This is a genomic window from Nonomuraea indica (genome assembly GCF_002850745.1).
In the GTDB taxonomy this organism is placed as follows: domain Bacteria; phylum Actinomycetota; class Actinomycetes; order Streptosporangiales; family Streptosporangiaceae; genus Nonomuraea; species Nonomuraea indica.
On record NZ_KZ559474.1, the window covers coordinates 117,743 to 136,897 of the forward strand.

16 protein-coding genes, 1 tRNA gene and 1 pseudogene are annotated in these 19,155 nt (G+C 72.5%); 13 read left to right on the forward strand and 5 right to left on the reverse strand.

The annotated features are described in order from the left end of the window. The first annotated feature begins 75 nt into the window (after positions 1–75). The 10 genes from CXR44_RS22900 to CXR44_RS22945 all read left to right on the forward strand — a co-directional run bounded on the left by CXR44_RS22900 (position 76) and on the right by CXR44_RS22945 (position 7,844). Positions 76–420, forward strand: coding sequence for a PadR family transcriptional regulator (locus tag CXR44_RS22900; RefSeq protein WP_101788155.1), 345 nt, complete (start codon positions 76–78; stop codon positions 418–420). Beyond that, positions 398–1,267, forward strand: a complete 870-nt coding sequence (locus tag CXR44_RS41060; protein WP_245899338.1) for a hypothetical protein — start codon at positions 398–400, stop codon at positions 1,265–1,267. The genes CXR44_RS22900 and CXR44_RS41060 overlap by 23 nt, the downstream gene beginning before the upstream one ends. Beyond that, a complete protein-coding gene (locus CXR44_RS22910; RefSeq protein WP_245899339.1) occupies positions 1,164–2,381 on the forward strand; it encodes an RNA-guided endonuclease InsQ/TnpB family protein in 1,218 nt (405 codons plus the stop codon). Before CXR44_RS41060 ends, CXR44_RS22910 begins: the two co-directional genes overlap by 104 nt. A 481-nt stretch (positions 2,382–2,862) precedes the next feature. After that, positions 2,863–3,657, forward strand: coding sequence for a uracil-DNA glycosylase (locus CXR44_RS22915; protein ID WP_101788371.1), 795 nt, complete (start codon positions 2,863–2,865; stop codon positions 3,655–3,657). Between the two features lie 84 nt (positions 3,658–3,741). Next, positions 3,742–5,058: an NAD(P)/FAD-dependent oxidoreductase gene (locus CXR44_RS22920; protein ID WP_101788158.1), complete on the forward strand. Its 1,317-nt coding sequence runs from the start codon at positions 3,742–3,744 to the stop codon at positions 5,056–5,058. Between the two features lie 90 nt (positions 5,059–5,148). Further along, entirely contained in the window at positions 5,149–5,661 is a 513-nt protein-coding gene (locus tag CXR44_RS22925) for a glycine cleavage system transcriptional repressor (RefSeq protein ID WP_101788159.1), read from the forward strand. Between the two features lie 281 nt (positions 5,662–5,942). After that, a tRNA-Leu gene (locus CXR44_RS22930) sits at positions 5,943–6,015 on the forward strand. Between the two features lie 169 nt (positions 6,016–6,184). Then, positions 6,185–6,979 (forward strand): Bax inhibitor-1/YccA family protein, encoded by a 795-nt coding sequence (locus CXR44_RS22935; RefSeq protein WP_101788160.1) that lies wholly within the window; start codon positions 6,185–6,187, stop codon positions 6,977–6,979. Positions 6,980–7,145: 166 nt separating this feature from the next. Further along, positions 7,146–7,379: a DUF4287 domain-containing protein gene (locus tag CXR44_RS22940; RefSeq protein WP_101788372.1), complete on the forward strand. Its 234-nt coding sequence runs from the start codon at positions 7,146–7,148 to the stop codon at positions 7,377–7,379. A gap of 54 nt (positions 7,380–7,433) precedes the next feature. Continuing rightward, positions 7,434–7,844, forward strand: a complete 411-nt coding sequence (locus tag CXR44_RS22945) for a PPOX class F420-dependent oxidoreductase (RefSeq protein ID WP_101788161.1) — start codon at positions 7,434–7,436, stop codon at positions 7,842–7,844. Between the two features lie 56 nt (positions 7,845–7,900). Here CXR44_RS22945 and CXR44_RS22950 read toward each other — a convergent pair whose 3' ends face one another. The 3 genes from CXR44_RS22950 to CXR44_RS22960 all read right to left on the reverse strand — a co-directional run bounded on the left by CXR44_RS22950 (position 7,901) and on the right by CXR44_RS22960 (position 11,640). Next, the gene (locus CXR44_RS22950) at positions 7,901–9,118 is read right to left on the reverse strand and encodes an acetyl-CoA C-acetyltransferase (protein ID WP_101788162.1); all 1,218 of its coding nucleotides are present in this window, start codon (positions 9,116–9,118) and stop codon (positions 7,901–7,903) included. A gap of 111 nt (positions 9,119–9,229) precedes the next feature. Continuing rightward, positions 9,230–10,597 (reverse strand): outer membrane protein assembly factor BamB family protein, encoded by a 1,368-nt coding sequence (locus CXR44_RS22955; RefSeq protein ID WP_245899340.1) that lies wholly within the window; start codon positions 10,595–10,597, stop codon positions 9,230–9,232. A gap of 59 nt (positions 10,598–10,656) precedes the next feature. Continuing rightward, entirely contained in the window at positions 10,657–11,640 is a 984-nt protein-coding gene (locus tag CXR44_RS22960; protein ID WP_101788164.1) for an SGNH/GDSL hydrolase family protein, read from the reverse strand. A gap of 129 nt (positions 11,641–11,769) precedes the next feature. Here CXR44_RS22960 and CXR44_RS22965 point away from each other — a divergent pair, with 129 nt between their 5' ends. Further along, on the forward strand, positions 11,770–13,140 hold the full coding sequence (locus CXR44_RS22965; protein ID WP_101788165.1) for a cystathionine beta-synthase: 1,371 nt from the start codon (positions 11,770–11,772) through the stop codon (positions 13,138–13,140). A gap of 23 nt (positions 13,141–13,163) precedes the next feature. Continuing rightward, positions 13,164–14,165, forward strand: coding sequence for an agmatinase (gene speB / locus CXR44_RS22970; RefSeq protein WP_101788166.1), 1,002 nt, complete (start codon positions 13,164–13,166; stop codon positions 14,163–14,165). 6 nt (positions 14,166–14,171) lie between these two features. Here the strand turns inward: speB and CXR44_RS22975 are convergent, their stop codons facing one another. Further along, positions 14,172–15,032, reverse strand: coding sequence for an NAD(P)-dependent oxidoreductase (locus CXR44_RS22975; RefSeq protein WP_101788167.1), 861 nt, complete (start codon positions 15,030–15,032; stop codon positions 14,172–14,174). A 62-nt stretch (positions 15,033–15,094) separates the two neighbouring features. Here CXR44_RS22975 and CXR44_RS22980 point away from each other — a divergent pair, with 62 nt between their 5' ends. Beyond that, positions 15,095–18,178 (forward strand): ATP-binding protein, encoded by a 3,084-nt coding sequence (locus CXR44_RS22980; RefSeq protein ID WP_342748592.1) that lies wholly within the window; start codon positions 15,095–15,097, stop codon positions 18,176–18,178. On the opposite strand, the pseudogene CXR44_RS41955 reads toward CXR44_RS22980, so the two are convergent. Beyond that, positions 18,116–19,138 (reverse strand): annotated as a pseudogene (locus CXR44_RS41955) (histidine kinase); the annotation flags it as partial. The gene CXR44_RS22980 and the pseudogene CXR44_RS41955 sit on opposite strands and share 63 nt — an antisense overlap. Between the last annotated feature and the right edge of the window lie 17 nt (positions 19,139–19,155).

Consider the following 19,155-nt stretch of genomic DNA (forward strand, 5'->3'; position numbering starts at 1 on the left):
CCGGATGGCGTCCCCGTGGCGCCATCCGGCTTTCTCGTTTGCCACTACTGCGTAAAGCGCAGTAGTGTGCATGCCGTGGATAGCAGCCAGCTCCTCAAGGGCGTGCTCGACCTGGCCGTCCTCGCGGTGCTCGACGAGCGCGACGGCTACGGCTACGACGTCGTCCGCAGGCTGAGGGAGGCGGGCCTGCACGACGTGGGCGACGCCTCGGTGTACGGGACGCTGCGCAGGCTGTTCAAGGCCGGCGCCCTCACCTCGTACGTGGTGGCCTCCGACGAGGGGCCCCATCGCAAGTACTACGGGCTGAACGAGGTCGGCAGGAGCATGTACGCCTCCTCCGCCCGGACCTGGACGTCTTTCGCGGCCACCATGGCATCCCTGCTCAAGGAGGGGCACAGTGACCCAGCACCTCGGTCCTGAGGCCGGCGACGGCCCCCTGGACACCCCGGCTCGCTACGCGCAGGCCGTGCGCACGGCCCTGGCCGGTCACCCCGACGCCGAGGAGCTGCTCGACGACCTCGACGACCACCTGGCGGAGATCGCGGCGGAGTCGGAGGTCCCGCTGGTGGAGCGGCTGGGGCCGCCGGCGGCGTACGCGGAGGAGCTCGTGGCCGCCTACGGGGGCCGGCCTGCGAGCCGCCAGAAACGCCGCCTGCGGCCCCTGGAGCGGTTGCGCGACCTCCATGTCAACCTGATGGGTAAGGGCCCTTACCGCGGCTTTGTGGGCTTCCTGCCGGAGCTGCGGCCGGGGTGGTGGGTGCTGCGTGGCTACCTGCTCGCCATGATCCTGGCCGGCTTCGCCGACGACCTGGTCGTGCCGGGCGACGCGCTGGGCTGGCTGCTGGTCGTCGCGTTCGCGGCGGCGTCGGTGTGGTGGGGCCGGTCCGCCCGGGGCCGCCTGGCGCTGCGGGGCGGGAACAGCCGATTGGCCGCCAGGCGAACCGGCGTCTGGCGATCGGACGGGCCGTTTCCGCTGTTCGATGTACTGGCGCAGGACAGTGAGTGGCGCACCGCCGATCGCCATCCGCCCAACGCCGATACTTCGTCACGAACACCACATGGGCATGGAGGTTTGTGGTGGACGATACGATCAGCCGGTGGAGTCGGGGAGGCGGGCCAGAGCGCAGGTTGCGCGACTGGACCTCAGTCCCGCCCAGGTTGCGGTGCTGGACGGTCAGGCGCACGCCGCCCGCGCGTTGTGGAACCTGCTGCACGAGTACTTCACCTTCCGGCAGGGCCGTTTTGCGTCCTTGAAGGAATGCGATGAGGCGATCCGGGCGGCCCGCAAGGAGATCGACTGGCTGGGGCGGCTCCCGGCTCAGGCCGCCCAGGCGGTGTTGAAGACCTACCGGCAGGCGTGGGCGAACTTCTTCAACCCCGGGCATCCCGCCGGACGGCCCGCGTTCAAGGCCCGGTTGCGGTCGAGGATGGCTGTCGATGTCCCCCAGGCCCGCGACTTGCAGATCAAGCGGGTCAACCGCCGGTGGGGCGCGGTCAACCTCCCGAAAGCGGGCCGGGCCCGTTTCCGGTGGACCAAGGACCTGCCCGGCGTCACCCTGGGCGGCCCTGCCGGGCGGATCACCGGAGCGCGGCTGGTCAAGGACGCATTCGGCTGGTCCATCGTGTTCCGCACCGATACCGTGGTTGCCTCGCCCGCCCGGCACGCCGGGCCCGAGGTGGGGATCGACCGGGGCGTCAAGGTCGCGCTGGCGTTGTCCGACGGCACCAGCCGCGAGCATGGGCCGTGGCTGTCGGCCGGCGAGCGGCAGCGGCTGCGCCGGTTGGAGAAGAAGGCGGCCCGGCAGAAAGAGGCCCGGCACAAAGCGGCGGGCGTGACGGAAAGATCGCGTGCCAAGCGGCTGATCCGTACCTATGACCAGATCAGACGGCTGCGCGCGATAGCCAAGCGCCGGGCCGTCGACTGGCAGCACCAGACCACCACCGAACTCGCGCGCACCTTCAGCGTGATCAAGGTGGAGGACTTGCGGATCACCAACATGATCCGTTCCGCGAAGGGCACCGTCGAGGTGCCCGGTAAGAACGTTGCGGCCAAAGCCGGGCTGAATCGGGCGATCAGCGAGCAAGCCTGGGGCCGGACCGTCACCCTGCTGGAATACAAGAGCTGGGATCGGGGCGGGCGGGTTGTGAAGGTCTGCGCGCCGGGAACCTCGCAGACCTGCCACCGGTGCGGGCGCCGCGAGGCGGCCAACCGGGAAACCCGAGCGGTGTTCGCCTGCAAGAACCCGGCCTGCGGCTGGATCGGCCACGCGGATACCAACGCGGCCATCAACATCGCAAACGCCGACGGAACGCCGGTGTCAGGACGTGGAGACCTCGGGGCTACCCGGTCTGCGAAGCGTCAACCCCCGCGCGCCGCTTGACCACGACGCGACGGGAGAATCTCGGGCCTTCACTTCAGGCCGGGGAGGAGTTCAAAACATCAAGCCGTACGCCAAGGACGGCACCCCGCTGACCGACGTCTACCTCTACGACCAGAACGGCCGGCCGCTCACCACCGACCCGGAGGCGCACGGCTACACGGTGAACCGGGCGTGCGGCGAGCCGATACTCAACCGCTACCCGCTACCCGCTGCCCCTGGTCGAGCACGCCTCGCCCGAGTCCGGCGGCACCCAGGGCCCGCCGTGCCCGACGGCCGACCCGGCGGCGACGGCCGGACCCTCGCAGGTGCCCGTGCCCACCGCCGTCGCCAGCGAGGCGCCGTCCCCAGAGTCGTCTCCGGAGACGTCTCCCGAGCTCTCGCCCGAGTCGTTCCGCGAGTCGCCCGGCAGGCCGTCTCCGAAGCCGTCCCGCTGACGGGTCGCAGGCCGGTGCCGGGCCGCGGATCGGGCACCATCGAAGGCATGAGCTTCGTTCCCCCCGGCACCGGCTGGCCCGAGGACCCGGCGACCGACGAGACGCCGGTCGCCCACGACCCCGCGGACGTGCGCCGCCTCGCGGCCACCAGTCACACCCTCGCGGAGCTCACCGCGCGGCAGTCGGTCTGCCGCGCCTGTCCCCGCCTGGTGGCCTGGCGCGAGGAGGTCGCCCAGGTGAGGCGGCGCGCGTTCGCGGACGAGACCTACTGGGGCCGCCCGGTCCCCGGCTGGGGCGACGAGCGCCCGCGCCTGCTCGTCGCGGGCCTCGCCCCGGCCGCCCACGGCGGCAACCGGACGGGCCGCATCTTCACCGGTGACCGCAGCGGCGACTGGCTGTTCGCCTCGCTGCACCGCTGCGGCCTGGCCGCCCAGGAGACCAGCACGCACGCCGGAGACGGGCAGCGGCTCGTCGGCGCCCGGATGGTGGCCTCGGTGCGCTGCGCGCCGCCCGCCAACAAGCCCGCCCCCGACGAGAAGGCGGCCTGCTTCCCGTGGCTGGCCCGCGAGGTCGCGCTGGTCGCCCCGTCGGTCCGGGTCGTCGTCGCGCTCGGGGGCTACGCCTGGCAGGCCCTGTGGCCGGCGTTGAGGGAGGCGGGATACGCCCTGCCGCGCAGCCGCCCGCCGTTCGGCCACGGCGCCGAGGTCGTCCTCTCGTACGGGGACACGCCCGTCACCCTGCTCGGCTGCTACCACCCGAGCCAGCAGAACACCTTCACCGGCCGGGTGACCGCCGCGATGCTCGACGACGTCTTCACCAGGGCGGCTCACCTCATGGTGTGATGAATCGCATTCATCACGCAGTGGAGTTCCATCCCGCCGGGACGTAAGCTTGTGAATGCTTTCACAAACGAGGATGGGCCTCAGATGAACAAGCGCATTGTGATCGTGGGCGGCGGCTACGTCGGCCTCTACACCGCACTCCGACTCCAGAAGACCCTCCGCCGCGAGCTGCGCGACGGCTCCGTCAGCATCACGATCATCGACCCCCAGTCCTACATGACCTACCAGCCGTTCCTCCCCGAGGCGGCCGCCGGCAACCTGTCACCTCGGCATCTCGTCGCGCCGCTGCGCCGGGTGCTGCCCAAGGTGGAGATCCTCAACGGCCACGTCACCAAGGTCCACCACGGCGAGCGGACCGTCACCTTCCAGCCGGCCGAGGGCGAGGAGCGCGAGCTCGCCTACGACGTTCTCGTCATGGCCGCGGGCTCGATCTCGCGCACGCTGCCGATCCCCGGCCTCACCGACATCGGCATCGGCTTCAAGACCGTGGGCGAGGCCATCGCGCTGCGCAACCGCGTCCTGCACCTGCTCGACGTGGCCGAGTCCACCGAGGACCCCGAGGTGCGCCGCCGCGCGCTGACGTTCGTGGTCGTGGGCGCCGGGTTCGCGGGCGTCGAGGCGCTGGCCGAGCTGGAGGACATGGCCAAGGACTCCACGCGCTACTACCGCAACATCGAGCCGTCCGACCTGCGCTGGGTGCTCGTCGAGGCCACCGACCGGGTGCTGCCCGAGGTCGGCCCGGAGATGGGCAAGTGGACGCTGGAGCAACTCCGCGAGCGCGGCATCGAGGTCAAGCTGGAGACGCGCCTGGAGTCCTGCGTCGGCGGCCACGTCGTGCTCTCCGACGGCACGGAGTTCGACGCCGACACCCTGGTCTGGACGGCCGGCGTCAAGCCCAGCACGATCGTCAACTCCACCGACCTGCCGCTCGACGAGCGCGGCCGGGTCAAGACCACGGCGGCGCTGACCGTCGCGGGCGTCAAGGGCGCCTTCGCCGCCGGTGACATCGCGGGCGTGCCCGACGTGACCAACCCGGGCCAGTACTGCGCGCCCAACGCGCAGCACGCGGTGCGCCAGGCCAAGGTGCTCGCCGACAACATCGTCCGCCACCTGCGCGGTGAGCAACTGGTCGACTACCGCCACAAGTATGTCGGATCGGTCGCCGGACTCGGCCTGCACCAGGGCGTGGCCAACGTCTACGGCGTCAAGCTTCGCGGATTCCCTGCGTGGTTCATGCACCGGACCTACCATCTGTCGCGGGTGCCGACGCTCAACCGGAAGGTCCGTGTCGTCGTCGACTGGACCCTCGCGCTGTTCTTCAAGCGGGAGACGATCTCGCTCGGCGAGGTCGAACACCCGCGTGACGGCTTCAGGGCCGCCGTGGCGACGACACGCCGCTAGCCCGGCTCTGTGGCGGCTCAGCAGCGCCCCGGTGCCCTCGCGCCGGGGCGTTCCGGTGCCCGCGATCTTCGGACGAGAGGGGATCCACGGGTGGGGCTCTCAGCGGTGACCGTGCTCGGCGTCGACCGGCCCGGCGTCATCGCCGCGGTCACCGGTTCGCTCGCCGGGTGCGGGGCGAACATCCAGGACTCGACGATGACGCTGCTCGGCGGGCACGTCGCGATGATGTTACTGGTGTCGGGCGACCTCAGCCCGGAGGACCTGCTGCGGCGGGTGAGCGCTCCCGACCTGGTGGTGACGGCCTCGGCCGTCGACGCGCGCCGGCACTTCGGCTCCCCGCCCACCGGGCGCGGCCACGTGCTGACCGTCCACGGGCCGGACCGGCCGGGCATCCTCGCCGCGATCAGCGCCGAGCTCGCCGGGGTCGGCGGCCACATCACCGGCATGAGCAGCCGGCTGACCGGCCGCCTGTACGTGCTGATCGCCGACGTGGAGCTGCCGGCCGAGGTGGACGTGGCGGGCCTGGCGGCCCGGCTCGCCGCCGTGGGCGCCGGTCTTGACAGCGAAATCACTTTGCGTCGTGTGGAAACTCACATGCTGTGAAGGCCCGGTGAAAACCGCGCGGGTACGCTCCGTTACCTGCAGTCGTCCGAGCAGGGAAAACGCGACGTACTACACATAAGCGGTTGCCAGAAACGCAAGATCCCGTCACCATCGAAGCCGATGCCTCCGAACCCCGGTCCTTTCAGCACCATCGGGACCAAGGGCGTTGTCCCTGGACAGAGTGCCAGGAGCCCTATCACTTCATCGCAGGCTTCACAGTTGTGACGCATGATGCGAAGTTGTGCTCCTCGGGAGCATGGTCCGTTTCGTATGATTGCGGCGCCCCCGTAGCCCAATGGCAGAGGCAAACCCCTTAAAAGGGTTGACGTGCGGGTTCGAATCCCGCCGGGGGCACGCACGTCCACCCTCGGAAATGGACCCTGTTTTCGACGCCGCTGACGCCGGGAACTTCCCTGGTGTCACGTTCGTTGTGCTCGCGATGACGTCTCGAACCTACATAGATCTGGGCGCGAGTTGACCTAGGCGGTGACCGGTCCAATAGGCTCGGCCACAGGAGGCAGCGATGGAGAGCAAGAACCCCGTTTTCAGCAGGTCGCGGCAGCAGTCCGGTGGTTGGGGAGCGCCCGCCCCCACGCCTGACCAGCTGCAGCGCATGTACGACAGCCCGTCGTACGCACCCCCGGCCCAGCCGGCATACCGGACGATGACGCTCGACGATGTCGTGGTCCGCGGGTTCATCACCCTCGGCGCGCTCGTCGCGGCCGCCGCCGCCGCGTGGTACTTCGAGGTCCCCATGGCGGTGGCCGTCGGCTCGGCCCTCGTCGCGCTGGTCCTCGGCCTGGTCGCGTCGTTCAAGCAGAGCACCAACCCCGCGCTCATCCTCGCCTACGCGGTCTTCGAGGGTGTGTTCCTGGGGGCGCTCAGCTCCCTGTTCCAGTCGATGTTCGGCAACAACATCGTGCTCCAGGCGGTGCTGGGCACGGCCTTCGCCTTCGGCGCGATGCTGACCGTCTACTCACTGCGGATCGTGCGGGTCACGTCCAAGATGGTCAAGTACGTGATGGGCGCCGCCATCGCGGCACTGGGCCTCGTCCTGGTCAACCTGATCCTCGGCTTCTTCGTCCCCGGTGGGCTCGGCCTGCGGACCGACTCCCCGATCGGCTGGGTCTTCAGCATCGCGATGATCCTGATCGGGTGCTTCTTCCTGCTCCTCGACTTCGACGCGATCGAGCAGGGCGTCAAGCAGGGCGCTCCGGAGAAGTTCGCCTGGCAGTGCGTCTTCGGGCTCACGCTCACCCTCGTGTGGATCTACATCGAGGTGCTGCGCTTCATCAGCTACTTCACCAGCAGCGACTGACCGGGCACGTCGCCCCGCTGCTGCGCAGGGCCCCGCCGACCCGGCGGGGCCCTTCTGCTTGCCGGGAGATCAACAGTTCGTAACGAATTGGTGGCGAGTTGGGGGTTGCGATTCCGGATGAGGTGTTGCAGTGTCAAGCAAAGGACCTTATTCCGTGGAGGTGCCCATGTCCTTGAACCACTCACCGGAGACGCAGACCAAACTGATCGCAAGGGTCCCGGCGATAACGGGACGCGAACTCCCCGAGTGGTTCCAAGCCATCGACAACGGCCCAAGCTTCCTGCGATGTGACGAGCGGGCCAACTGGCTCGCCGACGAGCACGGGCTGACCCACGGCTACGCCGCCGCGATCGTCCACGAGCACGAGCGGCACCGCCGCAACCGCATGGGCTTCATCTAGAGCCCGCCCTGCCCACGCGCCCGTGCTCCGGCACGGGCGCGTCATCATGGGGCCATGGATCTGGACAGAGCGAGAGAGTTCCTCCGCGGCAGCCACCACGCGGTCCTGCTGACCCGGCACGCCGACGGCCGGCCGCAGATGTCGCCGGTGGTGGTGGGCGTGGACGCGGAGGGGTTCCTGGTGGTCAGCAGCAGGGAGACGGCGGTCAAGACACGGAACGCCCGCCGCGACCCGCAGGTGTCCGTCTGCGCCTTCACGGACGCCTTCTTCGGCGACTGGGTGCAGGTGGACGGCACGGCGGAGGTCGTCGCGCTGCCCGAGGCGATGGACCACCTGGTCTCCTACTACCGCGACATCTCGGGCGAGCATCCCGACTGGGACGACTACCGGGCGGCCATGGTGCGCGAGCGCCGGGTCGTCATCCGCATCGCCCCGCACCGGGCCGGCCCCGACGTCCACGGCTGACCCCGCCGGCGCCGACCGGGCGCGGCACGTCCGCGCGGCGCCCGGTCAGGCGAACGTCAGCTGAGGCGCTCCAGGATCATCGCCATGCCCTGGCCGCCGCCCACGCACATGGTCTCCAGACCGATGGACTTGTCGTGGTGCTGGAGGCTGTTGATCAGCGTGGACGTGATGCGGGCCCCGGTCATGCCGAACGGGTGCCCCACGGCGATCGCCCCGCCGTTGACGTTCAGCCGGTCGAGGTCGATGCCCAGCTCCCGGTACGACGGGATGACCTGGGCGGCGAACGCCTCGTTGATCTCGACCAGGTCGACGTCCTCGATCGCCATCCCGGCCCGGGCGAGCGCCTGCCGGGAGGCCTCGACCGGGCCCAGCCCCATGATCTCGGGGGACAGGCCGGTGACTCCGGTGGAGACGATCCGGGCGAGCGGGGTGATGCCCAGCTCGGCCGCCCGCACGTCGCTCATCACGACGACGGCCGCGGCCCCGTCGTTGAGCGGGCAGCAGTTGCCGGCCGTGACCGTGCCGTCGGGGCGGAAGACGGGCTTGAGCCCGGCCACCGCCTCGTACGTCGTGCCGGCCCGGGGGCCGTCGTCCTGGCTCACCACCGTGCCGTCGGGCAGCGTCACCGGGGTGATGTCCTTCTGCCAGAAACCGTCGGCGATGGCCTTCTCGGCGAGGTTCTGCGAGCGCACGCCGAACTCGTCCTGCTCCTGGCGGCTGACGCCCCTGAGCCGGGCGACGTTCTCGGCGGTCTGGCCCATGGCGATGTAGACGTCGGGCAGCGTGTCGTCCTCGCGCGGGTCGTGCCAGTCACGGCCGCCCTCGGCGAACTGCTTGGTGCGGGCCACCGCCTCGTCGAAGGAGGGGTTCTGGGTCTCCGGCAGCGAGTCGGAGTTGCCCTTGGTGAACCGGGAGACCATCTCCACGCCGGCCGAGACGAACACGTCGCCCTCGCCCGCCTTGATGGCGTGGAAGGCCATCCGCGTGGTCTGCAGCGACGAGGAGCAGTAGCGGGTGATCGTGGTGCCCGGAACGCCGTCCAGGCCCAGCATCACCGACACCACGCGGGCCATGTTGAAGCCCTGCTCGCCGCCGGGCAGGCCGCAGCCCAGCATGATGTCGTCGATGGTCGTGGGGTCGAGCTGGGGCACCTTGTCCAGCGCGGCCCTGATCATCCGTACGGTCAGGTCGTCCGCGCGCAGCTCCTTGAGCGAACCCTTGAAGGCGCGCCCGATCGGCGATCGGGCGGTGGCGACGATGACTGCCTCGGGCATCTGCCCCTCCTCTGTCAGCACTTAACAGAACTATATTTCAGTGCTGCCCGGCCGTCCCGTCGCCCCGTCGCCACGTTGTCTCCGCGCTGTCGCCCGGCCCGCCACCCTCGGTCAGCCGTACATGCCCGGCGCCTCGGCCGTGCTGTCGTTGACGGCGTGGGCGCCCCCCTTCTCGTCACGCCACAGCCGCCAGCCGTCCTGGCTGCCGGTGAACCACGAGGGCGGCGTCGGCGAGCCCGCCACCCGCCGGCCCGTCGCCAGGTCGTACTCGCACACGGCGGCCACCGAGTAGAAGCCCGGCGCCTGTCCCTTCAGCGGGAGCGGCTTGGGGTCGGTCACGCAGAAGGACCAGCCGCGCTGCTCCTCCACGGGCACCGCCTGGCCGGTGGTCAGGTCGAACACCGATCCCTTGGCGGCGTGCTTGAGGAAGCCCAGCTTGTCCATGCGGTCGGGGAAGGCGAGCCACCACCCCGAACCGGGCACCGACGCGGCCGGGATCTGGCCGATCACCCGCCCGGTGCCGGAGTCGAGCCGGGCGAAGCCGCCATAGGCGCCCTGCTGGTCCACCGGCCGCACGACGGGGGCGAAGCCGGGGTTGCCGCTCGGGTAGACGCGCACAACCGAGGGCCGCATCCAGTTGACCGTGCCGTCGGCGATCTTGATGGAGAACAGGCCGAACGTGGTCAGCTTCTTCGTACGGGGATCGGTGTAGGGGGCGAGGTAGCCGACCAGATCGGAGCCGGCGGCGCCGAACGCCCAGCCGCCCGACAGGTCGATGCCGGGGCCGAGGGCCTGCTCGATGGGCTGCTGCCACTGCAGCTTGCCCGTCTTGAGCTCGTACGACTCGACGGTGGGCGAGGCCGCCAGACGCAGCATGAGCACCCGCTCGCCGTCGGACCACTCGACCTCGGCCAGGCCGGGCAGCTTCCACAGGAGCTTGCCGGTGGCCGGGTCGAGCACCACCACCCGCGCCGACGACAGCGCGGTGTGCTCCGACAGGCAGACGTACGGGCCGCAGCTCTGCGGGCCGAAGGTGGAGTGCGCCGGCCGGGTCCACAGCCGGCGGCCGGTGCGGGCGTCGCGGGCGACGACCGTGGCGTTCCAGCGGCCGGTCCTGGCCGGGTCGAGCGCCACGACGACGGCGCCCTTGCCGGGCGGCTCGGTCAGCGCGGGGGCCGAGACGCCCATGCCGGGCAGCCGGCCCGCCATCGTGGCCGGGTGCGCCCACAGCCGGCGGCCGGTGGCGAGGTCGAGGGCGACGGTCTCGAGCGTGCCGCCGGGCTTCATGGACGTGGCCGTGACGACCCCGCCCCCGGCGACCATCCTGCTGACGACGTTGACCTCGGAGTTGTGCCAGGCGGGGAAGGCGGCCGTGGCCGCGTCGCTGCCCGAGCAGCCGGTCAGCGTGGTGGTGAGCGCGGTGGTCAGCGCCAGCGCCGTGGCCAGGGCGGGGGCGGGTTTCGTGAGGGGCCGGAGCACGGTCAATCCACTCCAAACAGGACGAGGAGTGACGGCCTCGGAGCGGAGGGTGACCGGCGTCAGGCGTCGTTGAGCATCGGCCCCGGCCGCCGGCGGAACAACGTCACCCACCTGCCGTAGGGGCCCGTCGCCTGCCCCGCGACCCGGGTCGCGGAGACCTCGGTGCCGGACTCCTCCGCGGCCGCGGCCGCCGCAAGGTAAATCGGTTGCAGTCCTTCGCCACGCCCAGGACGCGGCTCGGGCCACAACCCCAACGCAGTGCATACAGAAGGTAGCACCGCGTAAGCGGCCTGTGCGTAACCTCGGTCAGATGGATGGAAACGATCCGGTCCGAACATCTCTGCGGGGTTTGTGTCGAATTCGGGCCCGAGAAGGTCGGCGAAGGCGACCGTCCGGCCGCCCGCGTCGACCACCGCGACCGTCTGGGCCGCGGCGAGCTGGCGGCTCCAGCGCCGGGTGACCCAGCGCAGCGGCTGGGCGATGGGCCGCACCGTGCCCAGGTCGGGACACGTGCCGACCACCACCTCCGCGCCCGCCTCGCGCAACCGGCGCACCGCCTTGACCAGGTGGCGCACCGCCGCCGCCGGCGGGGTCTGGGTGACCACGTCGTTCGCGCCGACGAAGATGACGGCCACGTCGGGCCGCATCGGCAGCGCCTGGTCCACCTGCTCGCCCAGCTCGGCCGAGGCCGCCCCCGACCGGCCGAGGACGCGCAGCCGCACCGGGCGCTCGGCGAGAGCCGCCAGGCCGTTGGCGATCAGCACGGCGGGCGTCCGGTCGGGCGCGCTCGCGCCCAGGCCGACGGAGGTGGAGTCGCCCAGCATGACCAGGGTCAGCGGCTCGCCGGGGAAGTCGCCGTACACGCCGTCGGACGGCGGGCCGTCGAGGCCGTGCGGCTGCCCGATCACCTTGCGGGCGACCAGGCTCTCGACGATGAGCAGCCCGTACGCCGTGGCCCCCAGGGCCGTCAGGCCGCCGCCGCCCAGCGCCGCCGCGATGGCGATCCTGCGGGCGGCGCGCGCCGCGCCCGGCGCCCAGACCATGCGATGCCCCCCTCGTGCGAACTCGGCGGTAGCGTTTGCTTGAAGAAACTAGCCGAGCGCCCGCCACCCCCATCGGCCCTCGGCGTCGAGCTAGCTGACCAAGCTTTGGCAAAGAAGGTGAACACCTCGGTGCGCGTACATGATTCCCTGGTCGAGCTCATGGGCAACACTCCGCTCGTCAGGCTGCACAAGGTTTCGGCGGAAGTGCCCGCCCAGGTGCTCGCCAAGGTCGAGTACTTCAACCCCGGCGGCTCGGTGAAGGACCGCATCGCCGTCCGCATGATCGAGGCGGCCGAGGCGTCCGGCAAGCTGCGCCCCGGCGGCGTCATCGTCGAGCCGACGTCCGGCAACACCGGGGTCGGCCTGGCCATCGTGGCCCAGCAGAAGGGCTACCGCTGCGTCTTCGTGGTGCCCGACAAGGTCGCCCAGGACAAGATCTCCGTGCTCCGCGCGTACGGCGCCGACGTGGTCGTCTGCCCGACCGCGGTGGCGCCCGACCACCCCGAGTCCTACTACTCGGTCTCCGACCGGCTGGCCCGGGAGATCCCCAACGCCTGGAAGCCCGACCAGTACTCCAACGTCGACAACCCCGAGTCCCACTACCACTCGACGGGGCCCGAGCTGTGGGAGCAGACTGAGGGCCGCATCACCCACTTCGTCGCGGGCATCGGCACCGGCGGCACGATCAGCGGCACCGGCCGCTACCTCAAGGAGGTCTCCGGCGGCCGGGTGAAGATCATCGGAGCCGACCCGGAGGGCTCGGTCTACTCGGGCGGCACCGGCAGGCCCTACCTGGTGGAGGGGGTCGGCGAGGACATCTGGCCGGCCACGTACGACACCACGATCTGCGACGAGATCATCGCGGTGTCCGACAAGGACTCCTTCACCATGACCCGCCGCCTCGCCCGCGAGGAGGGGCTGCTCGTGGGCGGCTCGTGCGGCATGGCCGTGGTGGCCGCGCTGCGGGTGGCGGCCCAGGCCGGGCCCGACGACGTGGTCGTGGTGCTGCTGCCCGACGGCGGCCGCGGCTACCTGTCGAAGATCTTCAACGACGACTGGATGGCCGACTACGGCTTCCTCACCGAGTCCTCCGAGGAGGGCCTGGTCGGCGACGTGCTGGCGCGCAAGGGCGCCGGGCTGCCCGAGTTCGTGCACGCCCACCCGCACGAGTCGGTCGGCACCGCCATCTCGATCATGCGCGAGTACTCGGTGTCGCAGCTCCCCGTGATGAAGGAGGAGCCGCCGGTCATGGCCGCCGAAGTGGTCGGCTCGATCGTCGAGCGTGACCTGCTGGAGGCGCTCTACCACGGCAAGCTGTCGTCCGACGACCCGATCGCCGACCACATGTCGCCGCCCCTGCCGACGATCGGCAGCGGCGAGCCGGTGGCCCGCGCGGTGGAGGCGCTGGAGAAGGCCGACGCGGCGGTGGTGCTGGAGGACGGCAAGCCCGCCGGGATGATCACCCGGCAGGACCTGCTCGGCTTCCTGGCCAACCACTAGCCCGGCCCGGACGGGAGCCCTCGATGACACGCTACGGAGCGCAGTTCGGCCCCGACATCACCTTCCTCGGGGTGGACCGGTGCGACCTGGACGACCCGGCGTCCTATGCCGGCGCCGACGTGGTCATCGTCGGCGCGCCGTTCGACGGCGGCACGTCGCACCGGCCCGGCGCGCGGTTCGGGCCGACGGCGATCCGCCAGACCTGCTACCTGCCGCAGGACGGCTCCCGCCCGCACCTGGCGCTGCGGGTCGACGCGCTGCGCGACATCCGCGTGGTCGACGCGGGCGACGTGGAGATGTACTCCGGCGACGTCGAACGCTCCATCGGCGCGCTGGAGGAGGCCGTCCACGCGGTGGCGTCGTCGGGCGCCGTGCCGCTGGTCCTGGGCGGCGACCACACGATCGCGCTGCCCGACGCGACGGGCGTGGCGCGCCACCACGGCTACGGCAACGTGTCGATGCTGCACTTCGACGCGCACGCCGACACCGGCCACATCGAGTTCGGCTCCCTGTACGGGCACGGCCAGCCGATGCGCAGGCTGATCGAGTCCGGCGCGCTGCGCGGTGACCGGTTCCTGCAGATCGGCCTGCGCGGCTACTGGCCGGGGCCGGAGACCCTCGCGTGGATGGCCGCCCAGGACATGCGGTCGTTCGAGATGACCGAGATCGGCAGGCGGGGCCTCGACGACTGCCTGGACGAGGCGTTCGCCCTCGCCACCGACGGGTGCGAGGGCGTCTTCCTGTCCGTCGACGTGGACGTCTGCGACCCCGGGCACGCCCCGGGCACCGGCACCCCGGAGCCCGGCGGGTTGTCCGCCCGCCAGCTCCTCGACTCGGTGCGCCGGATCTGCCTGGAGCTCCCGGTGGTCGGCATCGACATCGTGGAGGTCGCCCCGCCGTACGACCACGCCGACATCACCGCCTACCTGGCCAACCGGGTGGCCCTGGAGGCGCTGTCGGGCATCGCCGCCCGTCGCAAGGGCGTCACGCACGACCCGGCGGGGCCGCTGCTGGAGGGGCGGTGACGCGGGTCAGGGCTTCCTGATCGACTCGATCACCGTGCCGAGCCCCTCCTGGCCGCGCCCCTCGGCGTCGGCGCGCTCGAACAGCGCCTTGAGCGCGCCCGGCACGGTGGTCTCCAGCCCGGCGTCCGCGAGCGCGTGCACGGCGTGGCCCAGCCCGACGGCCTGCATGTGCAGGGTGTTGAGGTCACCCGGGTAGACCCCGGCCTCGAACTCCTCGGCCAGGATCTTGGCGAAGCCCATCGGGCCGTCGCCGCCGAGCCCGGCGAACGTCTCCTGGGCGTACGGCATGAACGTCGTCGGCTTGACCCCGGCGGTGCCGAGCAGCGCCACGGCGTGCATGTAGCTGGTGAGGCTGGACCAGAAGACCAGCAGCTGGGCCTGGTAGTAGAGCATCGCCAGGCCCTCGTCGGCGCCCATGTAGTGGACCTCCGACAGCGCCTTCAGCGTCTCGGCGTGCCGCTCCACGACCTCTTGAGGGCCGCTGTAGAAGGTGTAGGCGCCCGGCTGTCCGATGCCCGGCGGCGGCACCATGATCCCGCCGGTGACGAGCACGCCGCCCCGCCCGGCCACCCAGCGGGCCGCCGCGCGCAGCTCCTCGGGCGTGCCGGAGCTGAGGTTGACGACCACCTTGCCGTCGAGGCGCAGCTCGCCGAAGCTGTCGTACATCGCCTGGTAGCCGATCTGGCTGACCACCAGCAGCTCGCTCGGCCCGACGGGCGTGGCGGCGAGCGCGGCCCCCTTCGCCACGAGCGGCTCGGCCTTGCTCGCCGTGCGGTTCCACACGGTCACGTCATGTCCGGCCTTGAGGAACGTCTCGGCCATCGTCGCACCCATCGGCCCCAGGCCGATCACTGTCACATCCGTCATGGCTCCACCTTCCGGCCGGCCGCTACGGAAATTCTGCGGACCCGCTACGGGTTGGTCGTGGTGTGGTGCGATTCGGAGTGCTCGGCCCGCTGGAGGTGCGGACGGATGACGGAGATCCCGTCCCGGTCGGCGAGCCGAAGGTCCGCGCGCTGCTGGCCGACCTCCTCGCGCACGGGGGCGGCCCGGTCCCGGCCGACCGGCTGATCGACGACCTGTGGGGCGGACGGCCCTCGCGCAACCCCCTGGGCACCCTGCAGGCGCGCGTCTCCCAGCTCCGCCGCGCCCTCGGCGACCCCGCCCTGGTCGCGCACGGCCCGGCCGGCTACCGGCTGGCGGACCACTGGTCCGACGCCCGCCGCTTCGACGAGCTGCTCGCCCGGCGATCGGGCGACCCGCGCGAGCGGATGGCCCGGCTCGACGAGGCGCTGGCGCTGTGGCGCGGCCCCGCCTTCGCCGATTTCGCCGACGCCGACTTCGCCCGCGCCGAGCGGACGCGTCTGGAGCAGGCGCGGCTGGACGCCCTCGAAGAGCAGGCGGAGCTGCGGCTCGCGCTCGGCGAGGACGTCGACCTGGCCGGCCTCGTGGCGGCGCACCCGCTGCGCGAACGGCTGCACGGGCTCCACATGAAGGCCCTCTACCGGGGCGGCCGGCAGGGCGAGGCGCTGGCGGTCTACACCGCGCTGCGCGAGCGGCTGGCCGAGGAGCTGGGGGTGGACCCGTCGCCGGAGCTGGCCGCGCTGCACGCGGCCGTCCTGCGCCACGACCCCGGGCTCGCCGGCCGGCGCCCCGCGCCCGCCAACCTGCCCGCGGCCCTCAGCGCCCTCGTCGGGCGGCAGGAGGAGCTGGCCACGCTCCGCGAGCTGCTCGCCTCGGCGCGCCTGGTCACGCTCACGGGCCCGGGCGGCGTGGGCAAGACCAGCCTGGCCCTGGAGGCCGCCCGCGCGGCCCTGGACGGCTCCGGGGGCCCGGGGGAGGGGTTCCCCGACGGGGTGTGGCTCGTGGAACTGGCCGGGGGCTGCGAGGCGGCGCAGGCCGTGGCGGCCGTCCTGGGCGTCCGCGACGACGGGGCCGGCCCGTTGCCGCCGAGGCTGGCCGCCGCCCTGGCCGAGCGCCGCATGCTGCTCGTCCTCGACAACTGCGAGCACCTGGTCGAGGAGACGGCCGCGCTGGTCACCCCGCTGCTGCGGGCCGCCCCGCACCTGCGGGTGCTGGCCACCAGCCAGGAGCCGCTGGGCGTCACCGGCGAGCATGTGCTGCCCGTGGCCCCGCTGGCCGAGCCCGAGGCGGTCCGGCTGTTCACCACGCGGGCCGGGATCGGGGCGGACGAGCACGTCGCGACCGTCGTCCGCCGCCTGGACGGCATCCCGCTCGCCCTGGAGCTGGCCGCCACGCGGGTGCGCGCCCTCGGCGTGCGCGGGCTCGCCGAACGGCTCGACGACCGGTTCAGGCTGCTCAACGCCGGCGCGCGCGACGCCCCGCCCCGGCAGCGCACGCTCCGGGCGACGATCGACTGGAGCTGGGGCCTGCTCACCGACCCGGAGCGGGTCGTGCTGCGGCGGCTGGCCGCGCACGCCGACGGCTGCACGCTGGAGGCGGCCGAGGAGGTGTGCGCCGAGCCGGGTGTGGACGTCTTCGAGACGGTGGCCAGGCTGGTGGACCGGTCGCTGGTCGTGGTGGCGCCCGGGCCGAGATACCGGCTGCTGGAGTCGGTGGCCGCCTACTGCGCCGAACGGCTCGCCGAGGCCGGGGAGCAGGAGACGATCAGGGAACGGCACGCGCGCCACTACACCGAGCTGGCCGAACGGGCCGACCTGCGCGGCCCCGGCCAGCTCGCATGGCTGCGGCGGCTCGACGCCGAAGCCGCCAACCTGCGCCTCGCCCTGGCCGGTCCCGAGCCGCTGCGCCTGGCCAACGCCCTGGCCTGGTACTGGTACCTGCGCGGCAGGCTGGGGGAGGCGCGCAGGGCGCTGACGGCCGCCCTGGCCCACGGCGGGCCGCCGGCCGAGGCGGCCACGGCGTCGGTCTGGCTGGCCGGGATGACCGCGCTCACCGGCGAGCGGCCGCCGCTCGTCCACCACGCCGACCTCGACGAGCCGGGCCGCGCGCTGGCCGGCTGGTTCCTGACGCACGTCCGGTGGGCGTACGGCGACCACGAGGCGCACGAGGCGGCGGTGAACGGGGCGCTGACCGTGTTCGAGCGGCTGGGCGACCGGTGGGGGACCGCCGCGGCGCTGGCCCAGCGCGCCCGGCTCCGGCTCTTCCACGGCGACCTCGCGGCCATGCGGCGCGACGCCGAGCGCAGCCTCGCCCTGTTCACCGAGCTGGGCGACGCCTGGGGCCGGCTGGAGGCGATGGACAGCCTCGACCGGCTGGCCGAGATGCGCGGCGACTACGCCGAGGCGGCGCGGCTGCGCCAGGAGGAGCTCCGCCTGGCCGAACGGCTCGGCTTCGAGACGGCGTTCAAGCTGTCCGGCCTGGGCCGCACCGCGCTGCTGGCGGGCGACTACGTCACGGCCGACGACTACCACGAGCGGGCCCGCCGGCTGGCCGTGGCGCAGTCGTACAAGTCGGCGGAGGAGCACGCCGTGCTCGGTCTGGCCCTGAGCGCCCGGCGGCAGGGTGACACCGAGCGCGCCGAGGCGCTCCTGACGCCCTGGCTCGGCTGGCTGCGCGAGGTGCGCGGGACGTCCGGCATCGCGCTCGTCATGGCCGAGCTGGGCTTCGCCGCCGAGCAGCGGGGCGACGCCGCGACGGCGCTGGCCAGGCAGCGGGCGGGCCACGAGGCGGCGCTGGCCACCGGCGACCCGCGGGGCATCGCGCTGGCGCTGGAGGGGCTGGCCGGCGCGGTGTCGCTGGCGGGCGAGCACGCCGAGGCGGCCCGGCTGCTCGGCGCGGCGGCGGCGGTCCGGCGGGCGGTGGGCACGCCGCTGGCCGCCGGGGAGAGCTTCGACGTCGAGCGGATCACCGCCCGCGTTCGCGGCGCGATCGGCGAGGCCGCCTGGGAGCGGGCGTACGCCTCAGGCGAGCGGGAACTCGGCGACCACTTCCCAGGCGCCTTCGGGGGACGGGCCCGCGTACAGGCGGCCGCCGAGCGCCTCCACCCGCTCGGCCATCCCGACCAGCCCGAAACCGCCGCCCAGCCGTGACACCCGCGGGTCGGGCGCCGAGCCGTAGTTGCGCACCCGCAGCACCACCGACCGGTCGGACCGCCGCAGGGACGCCTCCACCCACGCCGTGCCCGGCGCGTGCTTGCGCACGTTGGTCAGCGACTCCTGCAGCACCCGGTGCAGCGTCGTCATCACCTCGGGGGGCGGGGTGGTGTCGTCGATGCCCTGCGCGATCTCGAAGGCCACGCGCGACCCGGTCTCCGCGAACCGCTCGGTCAGGTGGCGCAGGTCGGCCAGCGACGTGCCCGGCGTGCGGTCGGCCCGCTCCTCGGCCCGCAGCACGGTGACCAGGCGCCGCATCGAGGTGAGCGCGTCGCCGCCGGCGGTGGCGATCGCGTCGAGGGCGGGGACCACGGCCTCGGGCTTCAGCTCCGCCACCGTGCGGGCCGCCTGGGCCTGCACGACGATGCCGGTGATGTGGTGGGCCACCAGGTCGTGCAGCTCGCGGGCCAGTTCGAGGCGCTCGGCCCGCCGTACGGAGTGGACGGCCTCGTTGCGGCGCTCCTGCTGGAAACGCAGGTAGCCGCCGACGCCCGCGGCCATCGACCAGCCGGCGAACAGGATGAACGAGAAGGCCACGCCGTTGCCGTAGTAGTCGCGGCCGATCCCCTCGGCCATGAGGACCGCCAGCGCCGCGACGGCGAACCCGGCGGCGCGCCGTACCGGCTGGACGTGGCGCAGCGCGCCGATGGTGAGCACGAGCAGCGAGCCCGTCTCCGACGAGCCGGGCACCCCGTTCACGGAGGACAGCGCGAGGACCAGCGAGGTGGCGAGCGAGACCGCGAGCATGACCAGGAACCCCTGCACCCGGTAGCGACGCCGCAGCACCACGGCCACCATGCCCGCCACGCCCGCGACGGCCGCGCACCACTGCGGCCAGCCGAGGTTGGCCGCGATGGCCATGTCGACCAGCAGCATCATGCTCAGCCAGCCGAGCATGGCGATCTCGCTCAGCC